The sequence below is a fragment of the Rhodanobacter panaciterrae genome (assembly GCF_014651895.1).
GTDB lineage: Bacteria > Pseudomonadota > Gammaproteobacteria > Xanthomonadales > Rhodanobacteraceae > Rhodanobacter > Rhodanobacter panaciterrae.
Map to the genome: position 1 here is coordinate 1,496,312 of NZ_BMXT01000001.1, position 21,809 is coordinate 1,518,120.

The window sequence follows — 21,809 nt, forward strand, 5'->3', positions numbered from 1 at the left end:
GCTTATGCCTTGCTCAAGGTGATGGCTGCGCCATACGGCGGCAGCGTGGCGGTGAGATCCTGGGCAGCCTCGATCCACGCCGTACCGTCAGGCACGGCCACATCGACGACCAGCGGCAGCAGCACGTCGCCGATGCGCACCTGCGCACCTGCGGTCAGACCGAGTCGCTGTGCCTCAGCCGCATTCAGACGCACAGCCGGGGCACGATTGAGCGGATGCGCATTCAACGCGGTGGCACGACGCAACACCGCATCGCCGCGATAGATCGGCCAGGTGGCGAGACGGGTCAGACCAGCCGCAACCGCGCGTGCGGCGAGACCGCTGCGCGGCGTCACGGCACGTTCGCTGATGCCGTCACGCAGACCGGCCAGGTCGTCGAACTCGAAACCGGCCAACTTCAGCGCGCCACCCAATGCACGCAACACCTTCCAGCCCGGACGTGCCTGACCGGGTGCCTTGGCGCCGGCGCTGACGCCCTGCGCCAGGCCATCGACATTGACCAGGGTCGCGTCGATTTCCGGCAGCAGCGCGATCGGCAGGATCACGTCGGCCACGTCGCGCAACGCAGCGCTGGCGTAGGCGCTGAACGCCACCACCTGCTCCGCACTGCGCAATGCCTTCAGGGTGGCCGCGCCATCGGCGAAATCATGCGGTGGCTCGACGCCATACAGCACGTAGCTCTTGCGCGGTTGCGCCAGCATCGCCTGCGCGTCGAGTCCGCCGTTACCCGGCAGCACGCCGAGCTTGGCCAGACCGACGGCATTCGCGCCCACCGGCAGTTCGTTGTAACCGGCGCCGGTGGCATCGGCGATGAAGCGGGCCAGCGCACGCAGCCACGAGGCCTGCGGATGGGTGACCGCGGCTTCGCCGAGGATCACCACGGCGCTACCCGACTTCATAGCAGCGATCGCATCGCTGTCGCCCTGATCTCCAGTCGCGGCGTTGATCGCATCGGCCAGCGTCGCCGGTGCCGTTGCGCCGGCAGCCACGGCCGCCTTGGCCAATGCCAGCAGCGCCTCGACCAGCGCCTGCGGCGCGACGATCGATTCGCCGGCAAGGCTGTAATTGAAATCGAAGCTGGCCGGATTGACCGTATAGACCTTGGCGCCCTTCTTCACCGCCTGATGCAGGCGATGGTTGAGCAGCGGCATCTCGTGACGCAGATCGGAGCCGACCAGCAAGGCGGCCTTGACCTGCGCGACGTCGGTAACCGGCAGCGCGAAACTGCTGGCCACGGCGTTGTCGGCAAAGTCGAGCTGACGCAGGCGATGATCGACGTGTGCGCTGCCCAGACCGCGGGCCAGACGCATCAGCAGATCGCCCTCCTCGTTCGAGCTGGCCGGATGCACCAGGATGCCCAGCTCGCTGCCCGGCGCCTTCTTCAGCGCTTCACCGGCGAACTGCAAGGCATCTTCCCAGGTGGTCACCTGCCACTGGCCATTGCGCTTCACTTCCGGCGTGCTGATGCGATCGGCCGCGTACAGGCCCTGATGGCTGTAGCGGTCACGATCGGACAGCCAGCATTCGTTGATCGATTCGTTGTCGCGCGGCACCGTACGCAGCACTTCGCCGCGGCGCGTATGCAGCCACAGGTTGGAGCCGAGCGCATCGTGATAACCGATCGACGGCTTGGCAATCAGCTCCCAGGCGCGGGCCTGGAACTGGAACGGCTTGTTGGTGAGCGCGCCGACCGGGCAGACATCGACGATGTTGCCCGACAGCTCGGTCTCGATCGTCTTGCCGATGTAGGTACCGATCTGCAGGTTCTCGCCGCGATTCATGCCGCCCAGTTCATAGGTGCCGGCAATCTCGCTGGTGAAGCGCACGCAACGCGTGCACTGGATGCAGCGGGTCATCTCGGTGGCGACCAGCGGGCCGATGTTCTCGTCGGCGATGGTGCGCTTGCGTTCGGTGTAACGCGACACGCTGCGGCCGTAACCCAACGCCACGTCCTGCAGCTCGCACTCGCCGCCCTGATCGCAGATCGGGCAATCGAGCGGATGGTTGATCAGCAGAAACTCCATCACGTCTTTCTGGAACTTCAGCGCCTTGTCCGAGCGCGTCATCACCTTCATGCCTTCCGCTACTGGAGTAGCACACGCCGGCTGCGGCTTGGGCATCAGCTTGCCGCCCATTTCCACGTCGACCAGGCACATGCGGCAGTTCGCGGCGATCGGCAGCTTGCGGTGATAGCAGAAGCGCGGGATCGCGACGCCGATCGCGTCGGCCGCCTCGATGATCATCGCGCCCTTGCGGATCTGCGTGGGCTTGCCGTCGACCTCGATGTTGATCAGGTCGGGCGCGGTGTTATTGGTTGGCTGCGCACTCATGCAGCAACTCCACGCTGATTTGCAGGATTGGCTTCGGCCAGCTTGTCATCGACCATCGAACGGCCATGCTGCACGAAGTATTCGAATTCGTTCCAGAAACGCGCGAGGAAACCCTGAACCGGCCACGCCGCGGCTTCGCCGAACGCGCAGATGGTATGACCCTCGATCTGGCCGGCAATCGCCTTCAGGCGGTGCAGGTCGTCCTGGGTGCCCTTGCCCTCGACGATGCGCGAGAGCACGCGGTACATCCAGCCGGTGCCTTCGCGGCACGGCGTGCATTGACCGCAGGACTCCGCCATGTAGAACCGCGAGATGCGATGGCAAACCTTGACCATGCAGGTGGTTTCGTCCATCACGATCACCGCGCCGGAGCCCAGGCCCGAACCGGCCTTCTGCAGGCAGTCGTAGTCCATCGTGCTCTCAAGCATGATGTCGGCCGGCAGCACCTTCATCGAGGAGCCGCCCGGGATCACCGCCTTCAGCTGGTTGCCGTTGCGCACGCCGCCGGCGAGTGCAAGCAGATCCTTGAACGAGGTGCCGAGACGGATCTCGAAGTTGCCCGGGTTGTTGACGTGACCGGACACCGAGAAAATCTTCGGGCCGCCATTGTTCGGCTTGCCGAGATTGAGAAACCAGTCGGCGCCGTTGCGCAGGATCGCCGGCACCGAGGCATAGGTCTCGGTGTTGTTGATCGTGGTCGGCTTGCCGTACAGGCCGAAGTTGGCCGGGAACGGCGGCTTGAAACGCGGCTGGCCCTTCTTGCCCTCCAGCGACTCCATCAGCGCAGTTTCTTCGCCACAGATGTAGGCACCCGCGCCGAGCGCGTTATGGATGTCCACGTCCAGCCCGGTGCCCTGGATGTTCTTGCCGAGCAGACCGGCCGCGTAGGCTTCCTTCAGCGCCGCTTCGAGATGCTCGTACGGCTCGTGATGGAATTCGCCGCGCAGGTAGTTGTAGGCGACGGTCGAACCGGTGCAGTAGCACGCGATCGCCAGTCCTTCGATCACCGCATGCGGGTTGTAGCGCAGGATGTCGCGATCCTTCGCCGTACCCGGCTCGGATTCGTCCGAGTTGCACAGGATGTACTTCTGCATCGTGCCTTTCGGCATGAACGACCACTTCAGCCCGGTCGGAAAACCCGCGCCGCCGCGACCGCGCAGGCTGCTCTTCTTGATTTCCTCGATCAGCGCGGCCGGATCGGGCTTCTCGGCGAGGATTTTCTTCCACGCCTTGTAGCCATCGACCTGCAGATAGCTATCCATCGACCACGGCGTGTCGAAATGCAGCGTCGTGTAGACGACCTGATGTTCCTGCGGGGCGGGTCCGACGGCCATTATTTCAACCCATCCAGAATTTCGTCGAGCTTCTCGGGGGTGAGACGCTCGTGGTAATGCCCATTCACCGTCATCGCTGGCGCGTACACGCAAGCGGCGATGCATTCCTCTTCCTGCTTCAGATAGATGCGGCCATCCGGCGTGCTCTCGCCGGTCTTGATGCCGAGCTTCTTCTCGCAGTGGCGCACCAGACCTTCCGCACCGTTGAGCCAGCACGAGATGTTGGTGCAGATCGCCACGTTGTTGCGGCCGACCGGCTTGGTTTCCAGCATCGAGTAGAAGCTGGAAACCTCGTAGGCCCATACCGCCGGCAGGTCGAGGTACTTCGCGACTGCGGTGATCAGTTCGTCGGTGAGGAAGCCCTGGTTCTGCTCCTGCGCGGCAAACAGCGCCTGGATCAGCGCCGAGCGCTTGCGATCCGGCGGGAACTTGGCCACCCACTCATCGATGTGATGGCGGGTGTGGTCGGTGAGTACGACGAGCGGATCGACGTTCCTGACCTGCTCGAAATGTCCGGTGGCTTTCATGCGTTTCTCCGTCGTGCCGGCTCAGCGATCCACTTCGCCGAACACGAGGTCATAGGTACCGATCATGGCCACCACGTCGGCGAGCATGTGGCCGCGCACGATGGTGTCCATGGATGACAGGTGGGCAAAGCCCGGTGCGCGCAGATGCACGCGGAACGGCTTGTTGGCGCCATCGGAAACCAGATAGCAGCCGAACTCGCCCTTCGGCGCCTCGACCGCGGCATAGGTCTCGCCGGCTGGCACGCAATAGCCCTCGGTGAACAATTTGAAGTGATGGATCATGGCTTCCATGTCCTCCTTCATCTCGACCCGCGACGGCGGTGCGACCTTGAAGTTCTCGACCATCACCGGGCCGGGATTCGCCTTCAGCCACTTCACGCACTGCTGGATGATCCGGTTCGACTGGCGCATCTCTTCGACGCGGCACAGGTAACGGTCGTAGCAGTCACCGCCGACGCCGACCGGGATATCGAAATCCATCTCGGCGTACTTCGCGTACGGCTGCTTCTTGCGCAGATCCCATTCGACGCCTGAGCCGCGCAGCATCACACCGGTCATGCCCCATTGCTGTGCCAGCTCCGGGCTGATCACGCCGATGCCGACGGTGCGCTGTTTCCAGATACGGTTGTTCGTCAGCAGGTCTTCGTATTCGTCCACTTTCGACGGAAAGTCGGCGGTGAACGCTTCGAGGTAATCCAGCATCGAACCTTCGCGCCAGCTGTTGATGCGCTTGAGATCGTTACCCTTGTGCCACGGCGACTCGCGGTACTGCGACATCTGCGCCGGCAGGTCGCGATAGACGCCGCCGGGACGATAGTAGGTCGCGTGCATGCGCGCGCCCGACACCGCCTCGTACACGTCCATCAGCTCTTCGCGCTCACGGAACGCGTAGAGGAACACCGCCATCGCACCGAGATCGAGCGCGTTCGAGCCGATCCACATCAGGTGATTCAGGATGCGGGTGATCTCGTCGAACATGGTGCGAATGTACTGCGCGCGTTCCGGCGCCTCGATCCCCAGCAGGTTCTCGATCGCCTTCACGTAGGCGTGCTCGTTGCACATCATCGAGACGTAGTCGAGCCGGTCCATGTAACCGATCGACTGGTTGAACGGCTTGGACTCGGCCAGCTTCTCGGTGCCGCGATGCAACAGGCCCACGTGCGGGTCGGCACGAATGATCGTCTCGCCGTCCATCTCCATGATCAGGCGCAGCACGCCGTGCGCAGCCGGATGCTGCGGGCCGAAGTTCATCGTGTAGTTGCGAATTTCTTGCACGATCAGTTCCTCTGCCAATCGTCGGCCGCTTCGGCCTTGGCCTGCATCAGGTCGGCGTCATTGCGGATGGTGCGCGGTACCAGCACGCGCGGCTCGATCGACACCGGCTCGTAGATCACCCGCTTCTGTTCGGGGTCGTAACGCACCTCGACATTGCCGATCAGCGGGAAGTCCTTGCGGAACGGATGGCCGACGAATCCGTAGTCGGTGAGGATGCGACGCAGATCCGGATGGCCATCGAAGATGATGCCGTACAGGTCGAACGCCTCGCGCTCGAACCAGTTCACGCCCGGCCACACCAGGGTCAGCGACGGCACGACCGGCATGCTGTCGTCCGCGCAGAACACGCGCAAGCGCAGACGACGGTTGTGCTCGATCGACAGCAGATGGACCACCGAGGCAAAGCGGCGTGGCTCGTCGTTGCCGCGCGGACGCCCGGCCCAGTCGAAGCGCCCCATCGCCTGGCCTTCCACGCCACGCGAGAAACCGTCGCCACCGGCGGTGTTGGTTTCCCACTCGGTCTGGCCATAGCCGAGGTAGTCGACGCCGCACAGGTCGATCAGTTCGCTGAAACGGAAGCCCGGCTCGTCGCGCAATGCTGTAGCGACCGCGATAAGGTCGGCAGCGGCCAGCTCGGCGGTGATTTCGTTGCGCTGCGTGCTGATGGTCAGCGTATCGCCGAATCGCGCAGCGAGGCGTTCGGCCAGCGAGGTCGCAGGTGTGTCGGACATATCAGGGCCTCACGAACGCGCGATGGTGCTGGTGCGGCGGATCTTCTTCTGCAACTGCAGAATGCCGTGGATCAAGGCTTCGGCCGTGGGCGGGCAGCCCGGCACGTAGATGTCCACCGGCACGATGCGATCGCAACCGCGCACCACCGAATAGGAATAGTGGTAGTAACCACCGCCGTTCGCACAGCTGCCCATCGAGATCACCCACTTCGGCTCGGGCATCTGGTCGTAGACCTTGCGCAGCGCCGGGGCCATCTTGTTGACCAGGGTGCCGGCCACGATCATCACGTCGGACTGGCGCGGGCTGGGGCGGAAGATCACGCCATAGCGATCCAGGTCCAGTCGCGCCGCACCGGCGTGCATCATCTCGACCGCACAGCAGGCCAGACCGAACGTCATCGGCCACATCGAGCCGGTGCGCGCCCAGTTCATCAGCTCGTCCATGCGCGCCGTGGCGAAGCCGCGCTGCACCAGCGGGTTGTCGCCTCCGGGCCGCAGAATGTCGTCGACGACATTGACCGGTGGCGGGTTGTGCATCGTCCGGCTGATGGAATCGATCACTCCCATTCCAGCGCTCCCTTCTTCCACACGTAGGCAAAGCCGATGACCAGCAGCAGCAGGAACAGCGCCATCTCGATCAGCGCGACGATGCCGATCTGCTGGAACACCACCGCCCACGGAAACAGGAAGGCGATTTCCAGATCAAAAATGATGAACAAGATGGCGAGCAGGTAGTAGCGCACGTCGAAGCGCATGCGGGCATCTTCAAATGCCTCGAAGCCGCACTCGTAGGGCGCCAGTTTTTCCGCCTCGGGACGGCTAGGCCCCACCAGCAGACCGACGGCCAGCAACACCAGACCGAGGCCGGTGGCAACGCCGATGAACAACAGAACGGGCCAGTATTCGGCAAGCACGATGCAACTTACCTCCGCGCCATCGGGCGCATCAGTGACCGCGGGGACTAACCCAGTAACTCACGGTCCGGCGACTTCGATTCGGCAGGCCGACACAGCCATGGGCTGCGCAGCCACGCCCGCTGGTCAGAAACCGCAAGCGTCCGATGTTCCGCGAGATGAGCTCGCGAATCTCGCCATTGTATCAGTGCGTATGGGTACAACAAGCCTTGACGGCCGACGACGTGCGGATTATCGCCACGTCTCACATGGTGTGGGTCGCACGCTCGGAAGTCAGCGTGCCGGCGAGGATGTTTTCGATCCGGCTGCGGGCGGCTTCGGCATCGCCCGATTCGTTGAAGTGGATGCCGATACCGGCCGTACGGTTGCCTTGCGCACCGATCGGGCTGATCCAGACCACCTTGCCGACCACCGACAGCCGCTCGGTCTCCTCGGCCAGGGTCACCAGCAGCACCACCTCGTCACCGAGCGAATAGGACTGTGCGGTTGCCGCAAACAATCCGCCATGCTTGAGGAACGGCATGTACGCGTTGTACAGCGACGCTGCGTCCTTGATTTTCAGTGAAATGATGCCTTGACGGGCTGCCATGGGTTTCATGCGGGGCTCCTGCCGGACGTTCGAACCGTCCGATCGATGGCCCGATCTTAGAGGCTGTACCGCACGCGCACCACTGTTGCGGCATGTCACAGGTCTCATCGGTGCTTCGCAACCCGGTTCTCATCCGCCGTCCGGCTGACCGGTCAGCAGCGACTGGCGCTCGTTGACCAGGTTTCCCCATGATGCGGGAGGCACCCAACCGGCAACCCATCCCGGCACGGCCGCGGCGGGCATCGGCCGCGAAATCGAAAAACCCTGCAACTGATGGCAGCCCAGCGAAGCCAGCAGATCGCCCTGCTCTGCCTTCTCGACACCCTCGGCAATCACCGTCTTGGCCAGCATGCGGGCGGTGGTGATGACGCCCGCCGCGATCGCCATGTTGCGTTCGTCGCTGAGGATGTCGCGCACGAAGCTCTGGTCGAGCTTGATGTGTTCGATGTCCAGCTGCTGGATATGGCTCAGCGAGGCGCTGCCGGTACCGAAGTCGTCCAGGCCGACACGGATGCCACGCCGGCGGCATTCCTCGATGACGACCTTGGCGCGGCTGTGGTCCATCGAAGGACCGGTTTCGGTCACCTCGATGCCGAAACCCACATCCATCACATCCGGGTAGGTATCGAGCACGGCGTCGATATCGGTGAAGAACGCCGGATGCAGCAGGTGGCGGGTGCTGATGTTGATCGAGACCGGAATCGAGATGCCGGCCCGCATCCAGGACTGGCAGCACCGCAGTGCCTCATCCAGCACATAGCGGCCAATCGGCCGGGCCAGTTGCGGGTCATCCAGCACGTGCATGAACTTTGCGGGCTCGACCAATTCCTGCCCGGCGTCATTCAGACGCAACAATGCCTCCATACCGGCCACCCCGTGCAGCCCGGGCAGGCCATCGATGTACACGATCGGCTGGAACAACAGCTGCAGGTGCGACTGCTGCAACGCCTGCGCGATCCGCTCGCGCATCGCCTGCAGGCGCAACTGCTCCAGCTCCATCGCCGGCTCGTAAAACGAGCCCCGATCCTTGCCCTCTTCCTTCGCCGCATACATCGCCAGGTCGGCATGGCGAACCAGACCTTTGGCATCAGATTCGTCGAGCGGAAACAGGGTCCAGCCAATGCTGGCCGACAGGTACAGCTGCTCGCCCATCAAATTGAACGGTGCCCGCAAGGCCTGCAGGATGCAGCGGCTGATGACATCGAGCTGCTCGCGACTATCGAGACCGGAAATCACCAGCGCAAATTCGTCGCCACCGAAGCGGGCCAACACGTCGGCTTCGCGCAGCATGCCGAGGATTCGTGCCGAAGCTTCCGCCAGCACATGATCGCCACCGCTGTGTCCGATCGTGTCGTTGACGCTCTTGAAGCGATCAAGATCGAGCACGCCGACGGCCAGCAACGAATGCTGCGTGATGGCCTGCATCCGCGCCGGCTCCAGCAACTCGAACAACAGGCGCCGGTTTGGCAGACCTGTAACGACGTCGTAGAAGGCCAACCGCTCGACCCGCGCCTCGTGCAGTTTCTGTTCGGTGATGTCGCGCTGATGCCACAACCGCCCCTGCGGCACACCGTCGATGGTGATCGGGGTGAAATCGCGCAAGAAGGTGCGGCCGCCCTTGATGGCGACCTCGTCGCCCTTGACCGCTACGTTTCTGGCCAGGATGTCCTGGATCCGCTGCCACTCATGATCGGGATCTTCGAGAACCTGTTTCAGGCGTTCATAGATCGTGGCTGAAGCCAGGTTTTCCAGTTCGGCAGGTGTTTCAGGCAACCCGAAAAGTTCGCAGAACGCCTCATTGGCGAACTTCACGCGGTTGTCTTCGGACATCACCAGCACGCCAGAGTACTGATTCGACAGCACCGTCTGGAAATGCTGCAGGTTGAATCGCAGATCCTGCTCGGCGGCAACGCGAGCGGCACGTGCGCGCTGCATCTGGATGCCCAACCCCAACTCGATCGCCATTTCCGAAAAAATCTGCACCTCGATCGGAGCGAACATATCCGCCTCAGCCGCAGCGATGACAAAGACACCGACGACGTGTCCTTCCACCAGCAATGGCAGCGCCAGCAAGGCACGCGGTCCCGGCAGGTCGTGGGCAAACGGCCAATCGGGGCAATCCAGCGACGGCGGATGCCTGACATGGGACTGGCCGGTAAGCATCGCGATGACGGCTGCATCATCGGCGTGCGCAGCGTCCCTCAAATCGAGCAGGGACTCCGTCTCGCGTTCGTCCGCCAAACCATCCTGTGCATGCAGCCGCAGCGTCTGTCTGCTATCGCCCTCCAGCAAGGCGATCCGGGTCGCCTGATAGCCGCCCATACGCCTTACGACTCGACAGGCATCGGTCAGCAATGTCTGCTCATCGAGGCTGTGCGTCACCACTTTGACCATCTCGCTGAACAGGCGCAGCGCGCGTCGCTGGCAAGCCTCCTCCTGCACCGATTGCAGCAGCAAGGTGCGTTGCTCGTGTGCCTCCAGCCCCAATCCGATGCTTGCAGCAGCCTGCTGCAACAACTCGATCATCCGCGGGGAAAAGTAGCCCGGATGCCTGGACCGTATCACCAGCCCTGCATGCACCTCACCAAACTTCATGATCGGAACGGCAACGACGGAAGTTATGCCATGCCGTACATATGCCTGGCGGAACATCTCCAGACCCGGCGCATGGCGGATATCACTTTCCAGCTGCGGAGCCCCTTGCCAGAACGTTCGTTGTGCGATCGAAAACGGCATGCTTTCCGGGTAGATGTCCGCCATGCCCGGCGCAATATGGGCGGGCGCAATCCGGCGAAACCATCCGGTGCCGCGATCGACCTCGCCCACCATCACCCGCAACGCACCGATCCGGCGTTCAAGCACCTCGATGACAGCCTCGTAGAGTGCGGGTGGATCGAGCGAGCGAACCAGCAACTGACCGATGTCGAAAAGCGCGGCGTAGAAATGCTCGCTGGACGCAGCTTCCGGCGCTGGACTGGCATCTAACGAATTCAGATCCGGATTACGCATTCAGTTGATCAGCCGGGTAGACGGAATCAGCGGCTTGCTTCGACATCGCAGCCTGGATCGACAACCGGTTTCGATGATGGCGCAGAAACGGTGCAGCCGTTGGCTGCACCCGCATCATCAACTCCCCTGTGTCAGAAGCTAGCCCTGTCGATCGGTCTACGCAAGACCGGCGTCAGCGATGGAGCCCGGTTCAGAGCAGGCACCAGCCCCAATGGTCGAATATCCACACCGAGGGCAAGCTCAGCGCCAGCCTGGCGAAACGTGGGGTGTCTGCCGTACCAGCCACCACGGTCAGATGGTTAACACCCTGATTGTCGCGCTGAAGCGGAGCCTGCCGCCAACGCCAGCTCTGTACTCCCGCCGCATCGACCACGCTCAACCGCAACCATGGCCACAACCATCTCGGGGGCTGCCACGGCAAGGCCGAAGCAGAAGCCATCGGCATCGCCGATACGTCGAGATAGCGTTCCGGCATGGCTGCCAGGCGGCGCATGCGCTTGCCGCTCAAGGCCATCTGGCTGCGATGTGCTGCAAGTGCCTTGCGCTTGTTCGCCGATTGCGCGGCCGAGCCAAGAATTTCGATAAAACCGCTGTCGCTCGCATGGCCATGCACCAGGTAGGCCAGCAGCCGGGGCGGATCGACCTGCTCGGCCAAGGCCAACTGCACCAGGACGTGCGCCGAACCGTGATCGGGATGATGGTCGTCCAACGCGGGCAGCGCGATCAGGCTGGGGCAAAACTGATTAATTGCCGCAGCCAGCACGGGTACCGCCGTACTTGCCGCATGCAGCAGCATGTCGGTGACGCCCATGTCCGGCCAGCCCAACGTGTGCAGTGCCTGTGCCGGCACGCCGAGGCACTCCAGCGCCTGCAGCATTTCCGCGTGGCGGCGATGCCCCCAGCGCTGCCGGTCGGCGGCGCCAATCCACACGCGTCGCTCCAGCCAGCGTTGCGGCCACGGATTATTGTCGCCGGCGGTCAGCAGCAGGATGCGCACTTCGCCGCCCGCTGCCAACACCTGCTGGATCAGGAGGCCGTTGGCGATGGTTTCGTCGTCCGGATGTGGCGCTACCACCAGCAAACGGGTCTGCGCGGAAAACTCCGGCAATCCACTCGCGGGAAGCGTCGGGGACGGCTTCGCGACGGATTCGTTCAACGCCACTGCGCCAGCAGTTCCAGCAGCAGCAGGTCACCACGCAAGGGACCGCGCAGGCTCTCGCGGGTGCGGTTGACCGCGCTGTACCAGTGACCAAGCGCCTCGACGTCCATCGCGCTGGCCAGCGGTCCACTACGCTCGGTCGAGCGCGCCTTGATCTCGTCGGCGGCGGCCTGGGCGGCAAACCACAACCGTTGTGCTGGCTCGTTGTCCAGCCAGCGCTTGACCACATCCAGCGGCTGACCACGGCCTGCCGCAAGCGCAGCCAGATCCTTGCGCACTTCCAGCCGGCGGTCGAGCGCGCCTTCCTGCGCCCACGCGCGGGTCAGGCCGGGATTGCCGCCGGCGGCGTCAAGTGCGGCGGCCGCATCGCGCACACCTTCGGCGTGCAGCCACGCCAGCGCGTCGGCGGCAGTCGGCAGATGGAATTCGATCCGCTGGCAACGGCTGCGGATGGTCTGCGGCAAGCGCCACGGCGCATCGCCCAGCAGGATCAGCATGGTCTGCGCGGCCGGCTCTTCCAGTGTCTTCAGCAGCGCGTTGGCGGCGGCAGGATTCATCGCATCGGCCGGATCGATGGTGGCCACCTGCCAACCGCCGAACTGACTGCGCATGGCCAGCCGCGACGACAGCTCGCGGATCTGGTCGACCACGATCTCGCTGCGCAGCACGCCATCCTTGCGCAGTCCGAAGCTCAGCGAGATCACGTCCGGGTGTGTACCCGCGGCAACCAGCAGGCAACTGCGGCAATGCCCACAGGGATCACCGCCAGCAGATTCCGAGCACAGCAAGCCTTGCACGAAGCGCTGGGCGAACGCGCGCTTGCCCAGACCTGCCGCTCCACACAGCAGCAAAGCGTGCGGCAGGGCGTCGCGCTGGCGGCGTGCCTGCAGCCGCGCCCAGTGTTCAGCGTGCCAGGGCAACAGGTTCATGCCGGCGATGCTCCAACCAGCACAGCCAGCTCCCGCATCGCCGCCTGTAGTACCGCGGCAGGTGACTGACTGGCATCGATCACCCGGAACCGATCCGGCTCGGCCGCGGCACGTTCGCGATAGCTGGTGCGCACGCGTTCGAAAAAGGCATCTGCCTCGACCTCGATGCGGTCGGCATCACCGCGGCCCGCCGCGCGAGCACGCCCGGTCGCCACCGGCAGATCGAGCAGCAAGGTCAGGTCGGGCTTCACGCCAGCACAAGCCCAGCGTTCCAGCTCGGCAATGCGCGCGATGGGTTGGCCACGACCACCACCTTGATAGGCGTAACTGGCGTCGGCGTAGCGATCGCACAATACCCACTGCCCGGCGCTCAAGGCCGGCTCGATCAGCTCGCGCACCAGTTGCGCGCGTGAGGCGAACATCAACAGGAGCTCGGTCTCGGCGGCCAGTCCGTGCTGGGCCGGATCGAGCACGATCGCACGCACGGCCTCGCCGACCGCCGTGCCTCCAGGCTCACGCGTCTGCACCAGCGCGATGCCGCGCTGTTCGATGTATTCGCGCAGGCCGGCCAGCAAGGTGCTCTTGCCGGCACCTTCACCGCCTTCGAGACTGATGAATTTTCCGCGCGCCTCATTCATGGACAACGTTTCCGCTGGTAGCAATCGACGTTGCGATTGTGTTCCTCCAGCGTGCTGGAAAAGACATGACCGCCATCGCCGCGAGCGACGAAGTACAGCTCGGTGCCGGCGGCCGGATGCAGGGCCGCCAGCAAAGCCGGCTTGCCCGGCAGCGCGATCGGTGTCGGCGGCAGCCCCGGCCGGGTATAGGTGTTGTAAGGCGTGTCGGTGGTGAGATCGCTCTTGTGGATGTTGCCGGCGTAGTTCGCACCCATACCGTAGATCACGCTGGGGTCGGTCTGCAGCAACATGTGATTCTCCAGGCGTCGCACGAACACGCCAGCGATCCGCGCACGCTCATCGGCACGACCGGTCTCCTTCTCCACGATCGAGGCCAGGATCAGTGCGTCGTACGGCGTGGCCAGTGGCAGATCCTTGTCACGCCCAGGCCACAACGCATCGAGCGTCTTGACCATGTCGACGTGCGCGCGCTTGAGGATGTCCAGATCGCTGTCACCTTTCACATAAGCATAGGTCTCCGGCAGGAAGCGCCCTTCCGGCGCCTCGCCGGGAGCACCGATCTTCTGCATGATCGTTGCATCGTCCAGGCTGGCACTGTTGTGATCGAGCTTGTCGGCCTTGGCCAGCGCCTGGCGCAATTCACCGAAGGTCCAGCCGTCGACGATGGTGAAATTGCGCTGCAATACCTTGCCGGTCGCCATGTTGGCGAGCAGCTGGCGCGGCGTGATGCCGGCAGCCAACGCGTACTCGCCGGCATGCAGCTTGCCGGCCACGCGCATCTGCTCGGCCAGCAGCCGCCAGTACAGCGGATTGGCCGCGCTCAGATTCCGCTGGTTCAGTTCGCCGACGATGTTCCTGAAGCTGGTGCCACGACCGACGTCGATACTGTCGCCCTGTGCCGTCACGTTCAGTGGCGTGTTGCTGAAGCGACTGAAGTCGTTCCAGCCATAGACCAACGCACCGGCCAGCGCCAGCAGCAGAATCAGCAGCAGCGCACGTGGTGATACACGCCCACGCATCGGTTTGTCACTCATCCGCCCTGCTCCATCAAAAATCCCAGATTGCGCCAATGCTGCTGCAGCTGACGGGTTATCTCACCCACGGCATAGTCCTGCTGACCCAGTGAACGTACTGGCAGGATGCCGCGCACACTCGAACTGAGAAAGACCTCGCTGGCCCCCAGCAAGGTATCCAGCGTCAGCTCACCGACCTGCGTCTGCGGGTACATCGCCAGCACCTCGGCACGGGCGACCCCTGCCACGCCGCAGCGATCCAGCGTCGGCGTCAGCAGCACGCCGTCGACCACCGCAAACAGGTTGGCCATGGTCGCCGAAATCACCCGGTCATGGCTATCACGCAGCAAACCCTCGGCGATCGCCGGATCGCTCCACTCGGCGCGCGCCAGCACCTGTTCCAGCCGATTCAGATGTTTCATGCCGGCCAGCAGCGGCTGTTCCGCCAAGCGGATATCGCAGACATGCATGCGCACACCCTGCGCATATGCCGAGTCCGCGACTGATGGTGGCGCGAAAGCCGCAACCACACGCATCGGTTGCGGCGATGCCGGCAACGCGTAACCGCGCTCGCCGACACCACGGGTCACGGTAATGCGCACCACCGCTTGCGGCATACCGCGGGCGACTTCCAGAGCCTCGCGCCACAATTGCGCGGTATCGGGCACCGGTATCCGCAGACGTTCACAGCTTTCGCTGAGCCGCTGCATGTGGCGCGTCCACAGTGGCGCCATACACCCCACGAAACGGATGCTCTCGAACAGGCCATCGCCATAGGCCAGGCCGCGATCCAGTGCCGGAACCTGATCGACCGGCACACCATCGATCAGCATGCGCGCAGCCATCAGTCCGGAACTCCCAGCGCACGCAATAACCCTCGGGCCTTGGCACGGGTTTCATCCAGCTCCAGCGCAGCCACCGAATCGGCGACGATGCCGGCACCCGCGCGCAGGCTGACTTCATCGCCGGTCAGGGTCAGGGTGCGGATCAGGATGTTCAAGTCGAGGTCACCGTTGCGGTCGAGGTAGCCCAGTGCACCGGTATAGGCACCACGCGGCGCGTCTTCCAGTGCAGCAATGATTTCCATGCAGCGCACCTTGGGACAGCCAGTGATGGTGCCGCCGGGGAACGTGGCAGCGATGACTTCACCGGGTGTCACCTCGGCACGCAGGCGGCCCCGTACATTGGAGACAATGTGGTGAACGTGGGCGTAACTCTCCACCGCCATCAGCTCGTCGACCTCGACCGTACCCGGCACGCAGACGCGACCAAGGTCGTTGCGCTCCAGGTCGATCAGCATCACGTGTTCGGCGCGCTCCTTCGGATGCGCGCTCAATTCGCGGATGCGCGCCAGCTCGTCATCGCCAGGCAGGCGTGGTCGCGTGCCGGCGATCGGCCGGGTCTGCGCCACGCCACGGCGCACTTCGACCAGTCGCTCTGGCGAGGAACTCACCACCGCCCACTCCGGTTGCTGCAACAGGCCTGCAAACGGGGCCGGGTTGGCCTGGCGCAGCACGTCATACAAGGCCGCCGGCGTGGGTGACTGCGCATAGCGCGCACGCCAGGCACGCGACAGGTTCACCTGGAAAATGTCGCCGGCGTACAAGTGCTGGTGGATACGTTCCACACCGTCGAGAAAGCGTTGCGGCAGATCCTCATCCCAGGCGATGGGTGCCGGCAATGATGGGATCAACGGTGCCGCGGCGAGATCGGATTCCAGCGTGTCGAGCAGATGCTCATGGCCGGCCTCAACCAGCAGGATCGTGCAGTCGCGCGCGTGATCGATGATCACCGCCGCCGGGCAGCGCACCGCCAATGCCACCGGCAATACTGATGGCGGTCGCAGCTTAAGCCTTGGTTCGATCTCGCCAGCCAGTTCGTACGCCAGCAGCAGCACCCAGCCGCCATGGAACGGCAGTTCATCGTCGCCTGGCGGCAATCGTTCGGCTTGCCAGGCTGCGTCCAGTGCATCGAGGAAGCGTCCTGCGCGTGCATTGTCCGTGCCATCGCACAGTCGACCGTCCGCATGCAGGGTGAGCCGCTCACCCGGAAACGCGAACAGGATGTCGTAACGCGATTGCGCGGTGCCGCGCACCACGCTTTCCAGCAGGCACGGATAGCGCTGCGGAAACGAAGCGGCCGGCGCGAGCAAATCGCGCCGGCCGGCCAGGATACGACGATGGCAGGTCACACTCAGACGCGACGGAATGCCAGCGTGCCGTTGGTGCCGCCAAAGCCGAACGAGTTGGAGATCGCCACGTCGATCTTCGCTTCACGTGCGGTGTGCGGCACGAAGTCCAGATCGCAGCCTTCGCTCGGCTCGTCCAGGTTGATCGTCGGCGGCAGCACCTGGTCGCGCAACGCCAGAATGCTGAAGATCGCCTCGACGCCACCAGCCGCACCCAGCAAGTGGCCGGTCGTCGATTTGGTCGAGCTCATCGCCAGCTTGTAGGCGTGATCGCCGAAGACCTTCTTCGCCGCCATTACCTCGCCCAGATCGCCCAGCGGTGTGGAGGTGCCGTGTGCGTTGACGTACTGCACGTCGGTCGGATTGAGGCCGGCATCGTTCAAGGCGGTCTGCATGCAGCGAGCTGCGCCTTCGCCACCCTCGCTCGGCGCGGTCATGTGGAACGCGTCGCCGCTCATGCCGAAACCGACCAGCTCGGCGTAGATACGCGCACCGCGTGCCTTGGCGTGTTCGTATTCTTCCAGCATCAGCACGCCGGCACCGTCGGACAGCACGAAACCGTCGCGATCCTTGTCCCACGGGCGACTGGCCCGGGTCGGGTCGTCATTGCGGGTGGACATCGCCTTGGCCGAGCAGAAGCCGGCCATCGCGGTACCGGTGGTGGCGAACTCGGCGCCACCAGCGATCATGGCGTCGGCATCACCGTACTGAATCATCCGCGCGGCCAGACCAATGTTGTGCGCGCCCGTAGTGCACGCGGTGACGCAGGCGATGTTCGGGCCTTTCAGGCCGAACATGATCGACAACTGGCCCGAAGCCATGTTGATGATCGAGCTTGGCACGTAGAACGGCGACACCCGGCGCGGACCCTTGGCAGCCAGTTCGAGCGTGGTTGCCTCGATCGTGTACAGGCCGCCGATGCCGGCGCCAACGGCTACGCCGATGCGCGGCGCGTTCGCCTCGGTCACTTCCAGCCCGGAGTCGCGCAAGGCTTGGGTGCCCGCCGCCACACCGTAGTGGATGAACGGGTCCATCTTCTTGACGTCCTTCACCGGCATCCACTGTGCCGGATCGAAACCACTGACCTGGCCGGCGATGCGCGTGGAATAAGCGGAGGTGTCGAAATGTGTAACCGGACCGATCCCGCTGACGCCCTTGAGGACACGCTCCCAGGCGGTGGCTAGTTCGTTGCCGACCGGCGAGATGATGCCCATGCCAGTCACTACTACTCGACGCTTGCTCATGCTGTATTCCTTCGTGATTCCGCAAAACCACCGTCGGCGGGTACTTCGCAATTGCGAATCGCAGGTACGTCATCCGCCGCGGCAGGGACGCATCCCGCGCACCATACGGGGTCGGACGTTACAAAATGCAGAAACGAAAACTGCGCCAAGAAGGCGCAGCGTTCGATATCGCCACATGGACAGACTGGCCAGTGAAATGCTTGCCAGTCCGGCAAGAGGCATTCAACTTGAATCGATCGATACTTGATCGATCAATTCCGTACCAATCAATCCTTGGAGTGGGCCTTGATGTAATCAACGGCCTGCTGCACGGTGGTGATCTTCTCGGCGTCTTCGTCCGGAATCTCGGTCTCGAACTCTTCCTCGAGCGCCATCACCAGTTCCACCGTGTCCAGCGAATCTGCGCCCAGATCGTCCACGAACGAAGCGTTCGCCGTGACTTCATCTTCCTTCACGCCCAACTGCTCGATGACGATTTTCTTGACGCGCTCTTCGATGGTGCTCATGTTGCCCATACCTCTCAAGGAGTAAATGATTTGTTTGTGCCGGCGTAATGCCTGCAAAAGCCGGCGCATTGTAGTGGCTAAACCGCGAGGCCGCCACGATTCGCCGGCAAGACCAGGACGCAGTGCCTGTAGACCGACGCGAAAGCGCAATTGTCGCCTAAAACGAGCCCGCTGGCGACAACTGCTTCCACAGGCCTTACGGCATATACATGCCGCCGTTGACGTGCAGGGTTTCACCGGTGATGTAGGCCGCTGCCGGCGAAGCCAGGAAACCCACCGCCTTGGCGATATCGGCGACGTCACCGAGCCGGCCCAAAGCGATCTGGCCGAGCAATGCCTGCTTCGACTCCTCCGGCAGCGCGCGGGTCATGTCGGTGTCGATGAAGCCCGGCGCCACCACGTTGACGGTGATGCCGCGGGTACCGATTTCGCGCGCCAGCGACTTGGAGAACGCGATGATGCCGGCCTTCGCCGCGGCATAGTTCGCCTGCCCCGGATTGCCGGTGAGCCCGATCACCGAGGCGATCGAGATGATGCGGCCCTTGCGCGCCTTCATCATGCCGCGCATCACCGCCTTGGAAGTGCGGTAGACCGAGCTGAGGTTGGTGTCGAGGATGACGTTCCAGTCTTCCTCGCGCATGCGCATCAACAGTTGGTCGCGAGTGATGCCGGCGTTGTTGACCAGGATCGACACCGCGCCGAATTCCTTGGCAATGCTGTCGACCAGCGCGTCGACCGCAGCGCTGTCGGTGACATTCAGCACACGACCATGACCACCCTGTGCCGCCAGCCGATCGCCGATCGCCGCAGCACCACTCTCGCTGGTCGCCGTGCCGATCACGGTGGCGCCCATCGTGGCCAGTTCGTCGGCGATCGCCGCACCGATGCCGCGGCTGGCGCCGGTGACCAGCGCGATTTCACCTTGCAGTGGCTTGCTCATCTTGTAGAGGTTCCTGACGTTCAATCAATGGAAGGAATCATGCGTACTACGGGAAGGTCACGCCCACTCGGCGAACGCAGCATCCAGTTCGGCTGGAGCACCGATCGCGCGGGCCTCGAGCGTCTTGTCGATGCGCTTGATCAGACCGCTCAGTACCTTGCCCGGACCGCATTCGGCAATACGCGTGGCACCACCAACTGCCAGCGCCTGCACACACTCGGTCCAGCGCACAGGCAGGTACAGCTGGCGCTGCAGCGCGCCACGAATCTCGTCGACCGTGTTGTAGCTGCGCGCTTCGGCGTTCTGCACCACCGGGATCGACGGCAGCTGCCAGTTGATCGAGCCCATGCGCTCACCCAGCTTGTCGGCAGCATCGCGCATCAAGGCGCAATGCGACGGCACCGAGACAGCCAGCTTGATCGCCTTCTTTACGCCCAGCTCGGCCAGTCGCGCCAATGCACGATCAACCGCCTCGGCATTGCCGGCGATCACCAGCTGACCCGGCGAATTGAAGTTGGCCGGCGATACCACCTGTCCCTGTGCCATCTCTTCGCATACCGCGGCAATCTGCGCGTCATCGCCACCAAGGATCGCCGCCATGGCACCTACACCGGCCGGCACCGCTGCCTGCATCAAACGACCGCGCTCAGCCACCAGTGCCGCCGCGTCATGCAGCGACAGTGCACCGGCACAAACCAGCGCGCTGTACTCGCCCAGACTGTGACCGGACAACTGTGCCGGCTGCGCGCCACCGAGTTTCTGCCATACCCGCCATACCGCCACGCTGGCGGCGAGCAAGGCCGGCTGCGTGTTTTCGGTGCGATTTAGCTGATCTTCCGGGCCCTGCGCGCTCAGCTTCCACAGATCGACACCGGCGCCCTGCGAGGCCTCTGCAAATGTCGCCTGCACTTCGGCATGCGCGACGGCAAGCTCGGCCAGCATGCCGACCGACTGCGAGCCCTGACCGGGGAAAACGAAAGCGAGCGAAGCGGCAGTTGAACTCATGGATGCGCGGATCCCGTCGACGAAAACCGCCATGGTGCCAGCATCGCCGCCCATACGCAGCTGTATTCGTTATTTTTGCAGGGCTGAAAAACACGATGCCGCCCTGAAGGCGGCATCGTCGAGAAAGCTGGAACTATCGTGGCTCAGTAACGCAGCAGCGCCGAGGCCCAGGTGAAACCGCCACCGAACGCTTCCAGCAGCAGGTTCTGGCCGCGCTGCACCTTGCCCGAACGCACCGCGTAGTCGAGCGCCAGCGGCACCGAGCCGGACGAGGTATTGGCGTGCTTGTCGACCGTGACGATGACTCGCTCCATCGACATTTTCAGTCGCTTGGCGGTCGCCTCGATGATGCGCAGGTTCGCCTGGTGCGGGATCAGCCAGTCGATATCCGTCTCGACCATGCCGGCCACCTGCAACGTTTCATCGACCAGCGAGTCAAGCGTCTTCACCGCGACCTTGAACACTTCGCGGCCAGACATGTTGATGCGCACTCCGTGATTGGGTTCGTCCTTGAAGCCGACCGACACGCCCACCGGGTTGTACAGCAGATGCTTGAAACCACCATCGGCATGTAGGCAGGTGGCATAGATGCCCGGCTCGCTGGAAGCCTCCAGCACCACCGCACCGGCGCCATCGCCGAACAGCACGCAGCTTTCGCGTTCGGTCCAGTCGACCATGCGGGTCAGCGTCTCGGCGCCGATTACCAGTACCTTCTTCGACTGCCCGCTCTTGATGAACTTGTCGGCAATACCCAGCGCGTAGACGAAGCCCGAGCAGGCGGCATTGACGTCGAACGCGGCGCAGCCGTTCGCACCGAGTCGGTGCTGCACCAGGCAGGCGGTGGATGGAAAGATGATGTCCGGCGTGGTGGTACCCAGCACGATCAGGTCGAGCTCGGACGCCTTGATGCCGGCTGCCTCCAGCGCACGCTGCGCGGCGAGGAAAGCCAGATCACCGGTGGTCTCGCCGTCGGCCGCGATGTGGCGCTGACGGATGCCGGTACGGCTGTGGATCCACTCGTCACTGGTGTCGACGATCTTTTCCAGATCGGCGTTGGTGACCACACGCTCGGGCAAAGCGCTGCCGGTGGCGATGATGCGGGTGTAGATCTGTGACATTCAGCTATCCATCAACGAATACAGAGGATCGAACGCCGTGGACGGCGTCTGCGCAACACCGCAACGTTACGTTCCGGCGTCCCTGAATGCAAAACGGCGCGTCGCCGCGCCGTCTCGCAAGACCACATTCCGGGAATCCCCAAGGGGATTCCGCAGAATCGATCAATCCTCGACCGACACCGCGCCCTTGGTTTCGATCACTTTCTTGCCGCGGTAGTAGCCATCCTTGGTGACGTGATGGCGCAGGTGCACTTCGCCACTGGTCGGATCGGTGGACAGCTGCACGGTCTTCAGCGCGTCGTGCGAACGACGCATGCCGCGGGTGGACGGGGTACGGCGGCTCTTGGCAACTGCCATGGT

Annotated in this window: 21 protein-coding genes; all 21 read right to left on the reverse strand. The window is 63.7% G+C overall.

The genetic code is table 11. The features are described from left to right. Positions 1-2 precede the first annotated feature (2 nt). The 21 genes from nuoG to rpmF all read right to left on the reverse strand — a co-directional run bounded on the left by nuoG (position 3) and on the right by rpmF (position 21,806). On the reverse strand, positions 3-2,330 hold the full coding sequence (nuoG, locus tag IE071_RS06905) for an NADH-quinone oxidoreductase subunit NuoG (RefSeq protein ID WP_189440343.1): 2,328 nt from the start codon (positions 2,328-2,330) through the stop codon (positions 3-5). Next, positions 2,327-3,664: an NADH-quinone oxidoreductase subunit NuoF gene (gene nuoF / locus IE071_RS06910; RefSeq protein ID WP_189440344.1), complete on the reverse strand. Its 1,338-nt coding sequence runs from the start codon at positions 3,662-3,664 to the stop codon at positions 2,327-2,329. The genes nuoG and nuoF overlap by 4 nt, the downstream gene beginning before the upstream one ends. Next, complete coding sequence (gene nuoE / locus IE071_RS06915) at positions 3,664-4,191, reverse strand: NADH-quinone oxidoreductase subunit NuoE (protein WP_077518195.1); 528 nt, start codon at positions 4,189-4,191, stop codon at positions 3,664-3,666. The genes nuoF and nuoE overlap by 1 nt, the downstream gene beginning before the upstream one ends. Positions 4,192-4,212: 21 nt before the next feature. After that, positions 4,213-5,442: an NADH-quinone oxidoreductase subunit D gene (locus IE071_RS06920; protein ID WP_229792835.1), complete on the reverse strand. Its 1,230-nt coding sequence runs from the start codon at positions 5,440-5,442 to the stop codon at positions 4,213-4,215. Positions 5,443-5,468: 26 nt separating this feature from the next. Continuing rightward, complete coding sequence (locus IE071_RS06925) at positions 5,469-6,197, reverse strand: NADH-quinone oxidoreductase subunit C (RefSeq protein ID WP_189440346.1); 729 nt, start codon at positions 6,195-6,197, stop codon at positions 5,469-5,471. Positions 6,198-6,206: 9 nt separating this feature from the next. Then, entirely contained in the window at positions 6,207-6,764 is a 558-nt protein-coding gene (locus IE071_RS06930) for a NuoB/complex I 20 kDa subunit family protein (RefSeq protein ID WP_158885108.1), read from the reverse strand. Next, positions 6,755-7,111: an NADH-quinone oxidoreductase subunit A gene (gene ndhC / locus IE071_RS06935; protein ID WP_189440347.1), complete on the reverse strand. Its 357-nt coding sequence runs from the start codon at positions 7,109-7,111 to the stop codon at positions 6,755-6,757. Before ndhC ends, IE071_RS06930 begins: the two co-directional genes overlap by 10 nt. Before the next feature lie 244 nt (positions 7,112-7,355). Next, on the reverse strand, positions 7,356-7,808 hold the full coding sequence (locus tag IE071_RS06940) for a PilZ domain-containing protein (protein ID WP_268244954.1): 453 nt from the start codon (positions 7,806-7,808) through the stop codon (positions 7,356-7,358). Positions 7,809-7,829: 21 nt separating this feature from the next. Next, on the reverse strand, positions 7,830-10,709 hold the full coding sequence (locus tag IE071_RS06945) for a bifunctional diguanylate cyclase/phosphodiesterase (RefSeq protein ID WP_189440349.1): 2,880 nt from the start codon (positions 10,707-10,709) through the stop codon (positions 7,830-7,832). Between the two features lie 190 nt (positions 10,710-10,899). Next, positions 10,900-11,871, reverse strand: coding sequence for a PIG-L deacetylase family protein (locus IE071_RS06950; protein WP_189440350.1), 972 nt, complete (start codon positions 11,869-11,871; stop codon positions 10,900-10,902). Then, positions 11,862-12,797, reverse strand: a complete 936-nt coding sequence (gene holB / locus IE071_RS06955) for a DNA polymerase III subunit delta' (protein ID WP_189440351.1) — start codon at positions 12,795-12,797, stop codon at positions 11,862-11,864. Before holB ends, IE071_RS06950 begins: the two co-directional genes overlap by 10 nt. Then, positions 12,794-13,435, reverse strand: a complete 642-nt coding sequence (gene tmk / locus IE071_RS06960; RefSeq protein WP_189440352.1) for a dTMP kinase — start codon at positions 13,433-13,435, stop codon at positions 12,794-12,796. Before tmk ends, holB begins: the two co-directional genes overlap by 4 nt. Next, on the reverse strand, positions 13,432-14,469 hold the full coding sequence (mltG, locus tag IE071_RS06965; RefSeq protein WP_189440353.1) for an endolytic transglycosylase MltG: 1,038 nt from the start codon (positions 14,467-14,469) through the stop codon (positions 13,432-13,434). The genes tmk and mltG overlap by 4 nt, the downstream gene beginning before the upstream one ends. Beyond that, positions 14,466-15,293 (reverse strand): aminodeoxychorismate lyase, encoded by an 828-nt coding sequence (pabC, locus tag IE071_RS06970; RefSeq protein WP_189440354.1) that lies wholly within the window; start codon positions 15,291-15,293, stop codon positions 14,466-14,468. Before pabC ends, mltG begins: the two co-directional genes overlap by 4 nt. Then, complete coding sequence (locus tag IE071_RS06975) at positions 15,293-16,639, reverse strand: aminodeoxychorismate synthase component I (protein WP_189440355.1); 1,347 nt, start codon at positions 16,637-16,639, stop codon at positions 15,293-15,295. The genes pabC and IE071_RS06975 overlap by 1 nt, the downstream gene beginning before the upstream one ends. Positions 16,640-16,641: 2 nt before the next feature. Beyond that, a complete protein-coding gene (gene fabF, locus IE071_RS06980; protein ID WP_189440356.1) occupies positions 16,642-17,880 on the reverse strand; it encodes a beta-ketoacyl-ACP synthase II in 1,239 nt (412 codons plus the stop codon). A 266-nt stretch (positions 17,881-18,146) separates the two neighbouring features. Beyond that, positions 18,147-18,386 carry an acyl carrier protein gene (gene acpP / locus IE071_RS06985; protein WP_007805185.1) on the reverse strand — a complete coding sequence of 80 codons (240 nt, stop codon included), beginning with the start codon at positions 18,384-18,386 and terminating at the stop codon, positions 18,147-18,149. A gap of 196 nt (positions 18,387-18,582) precedes the next feature. Then, the gene (fabG, locus tag IE071_RS06990; RefSeq protein ID WP_189440357.1) at positions 18,583-19,326 is read right to left on the reverse strand and encodes a 3-oxoacyl-ACP reductase FabG; all 744 of its coding nucleotides are present in this window, start codon (positions 19,324-19,326) and stop codon (positions 18,583-18,585) included. Positions 19,327-19,383: 57 nt separating this feature from the next. Continuing rightward, on the reverse strand, positions 19,384-20,331 hold the full coding sequence (gene fabD, locus IE071_RS06995; RefSeq protein WP_189440358.1) for an ACP S-malonyltransferase: 948 nt from the start codon (positions 20,329-20,331) through the stop codon (positions 19,384-19,386). Positions 20,332-20,474: 143 nt separating this feature from the next. After that, positions 20,475-21,449, reverse strand: a complete 975-nt coding sequence (locus tag IE071_RS07000; RefSeq protein ID WP_189440359.1) for a beta-ketoacyl-ACP synthase III — start codon at positions 21,447-21,449, stop codon at positions 20,475-20,477. 162 nt (positions 21,450-21,611) lie between these two features. Next, positions 21,612-21,806: a 50S ribosomal protein L32 gene (gene rpmF, locus IE071_RS07005; protein WP_077441856.1), complete on the reverse strand. Its 195-nt coding sequence runs from the start codon at positions 21,804-21,806 to the stop codon at positions 21,612-21,614. Positions 21,807-21,809 lie beyond the last annotated feature (3 nt).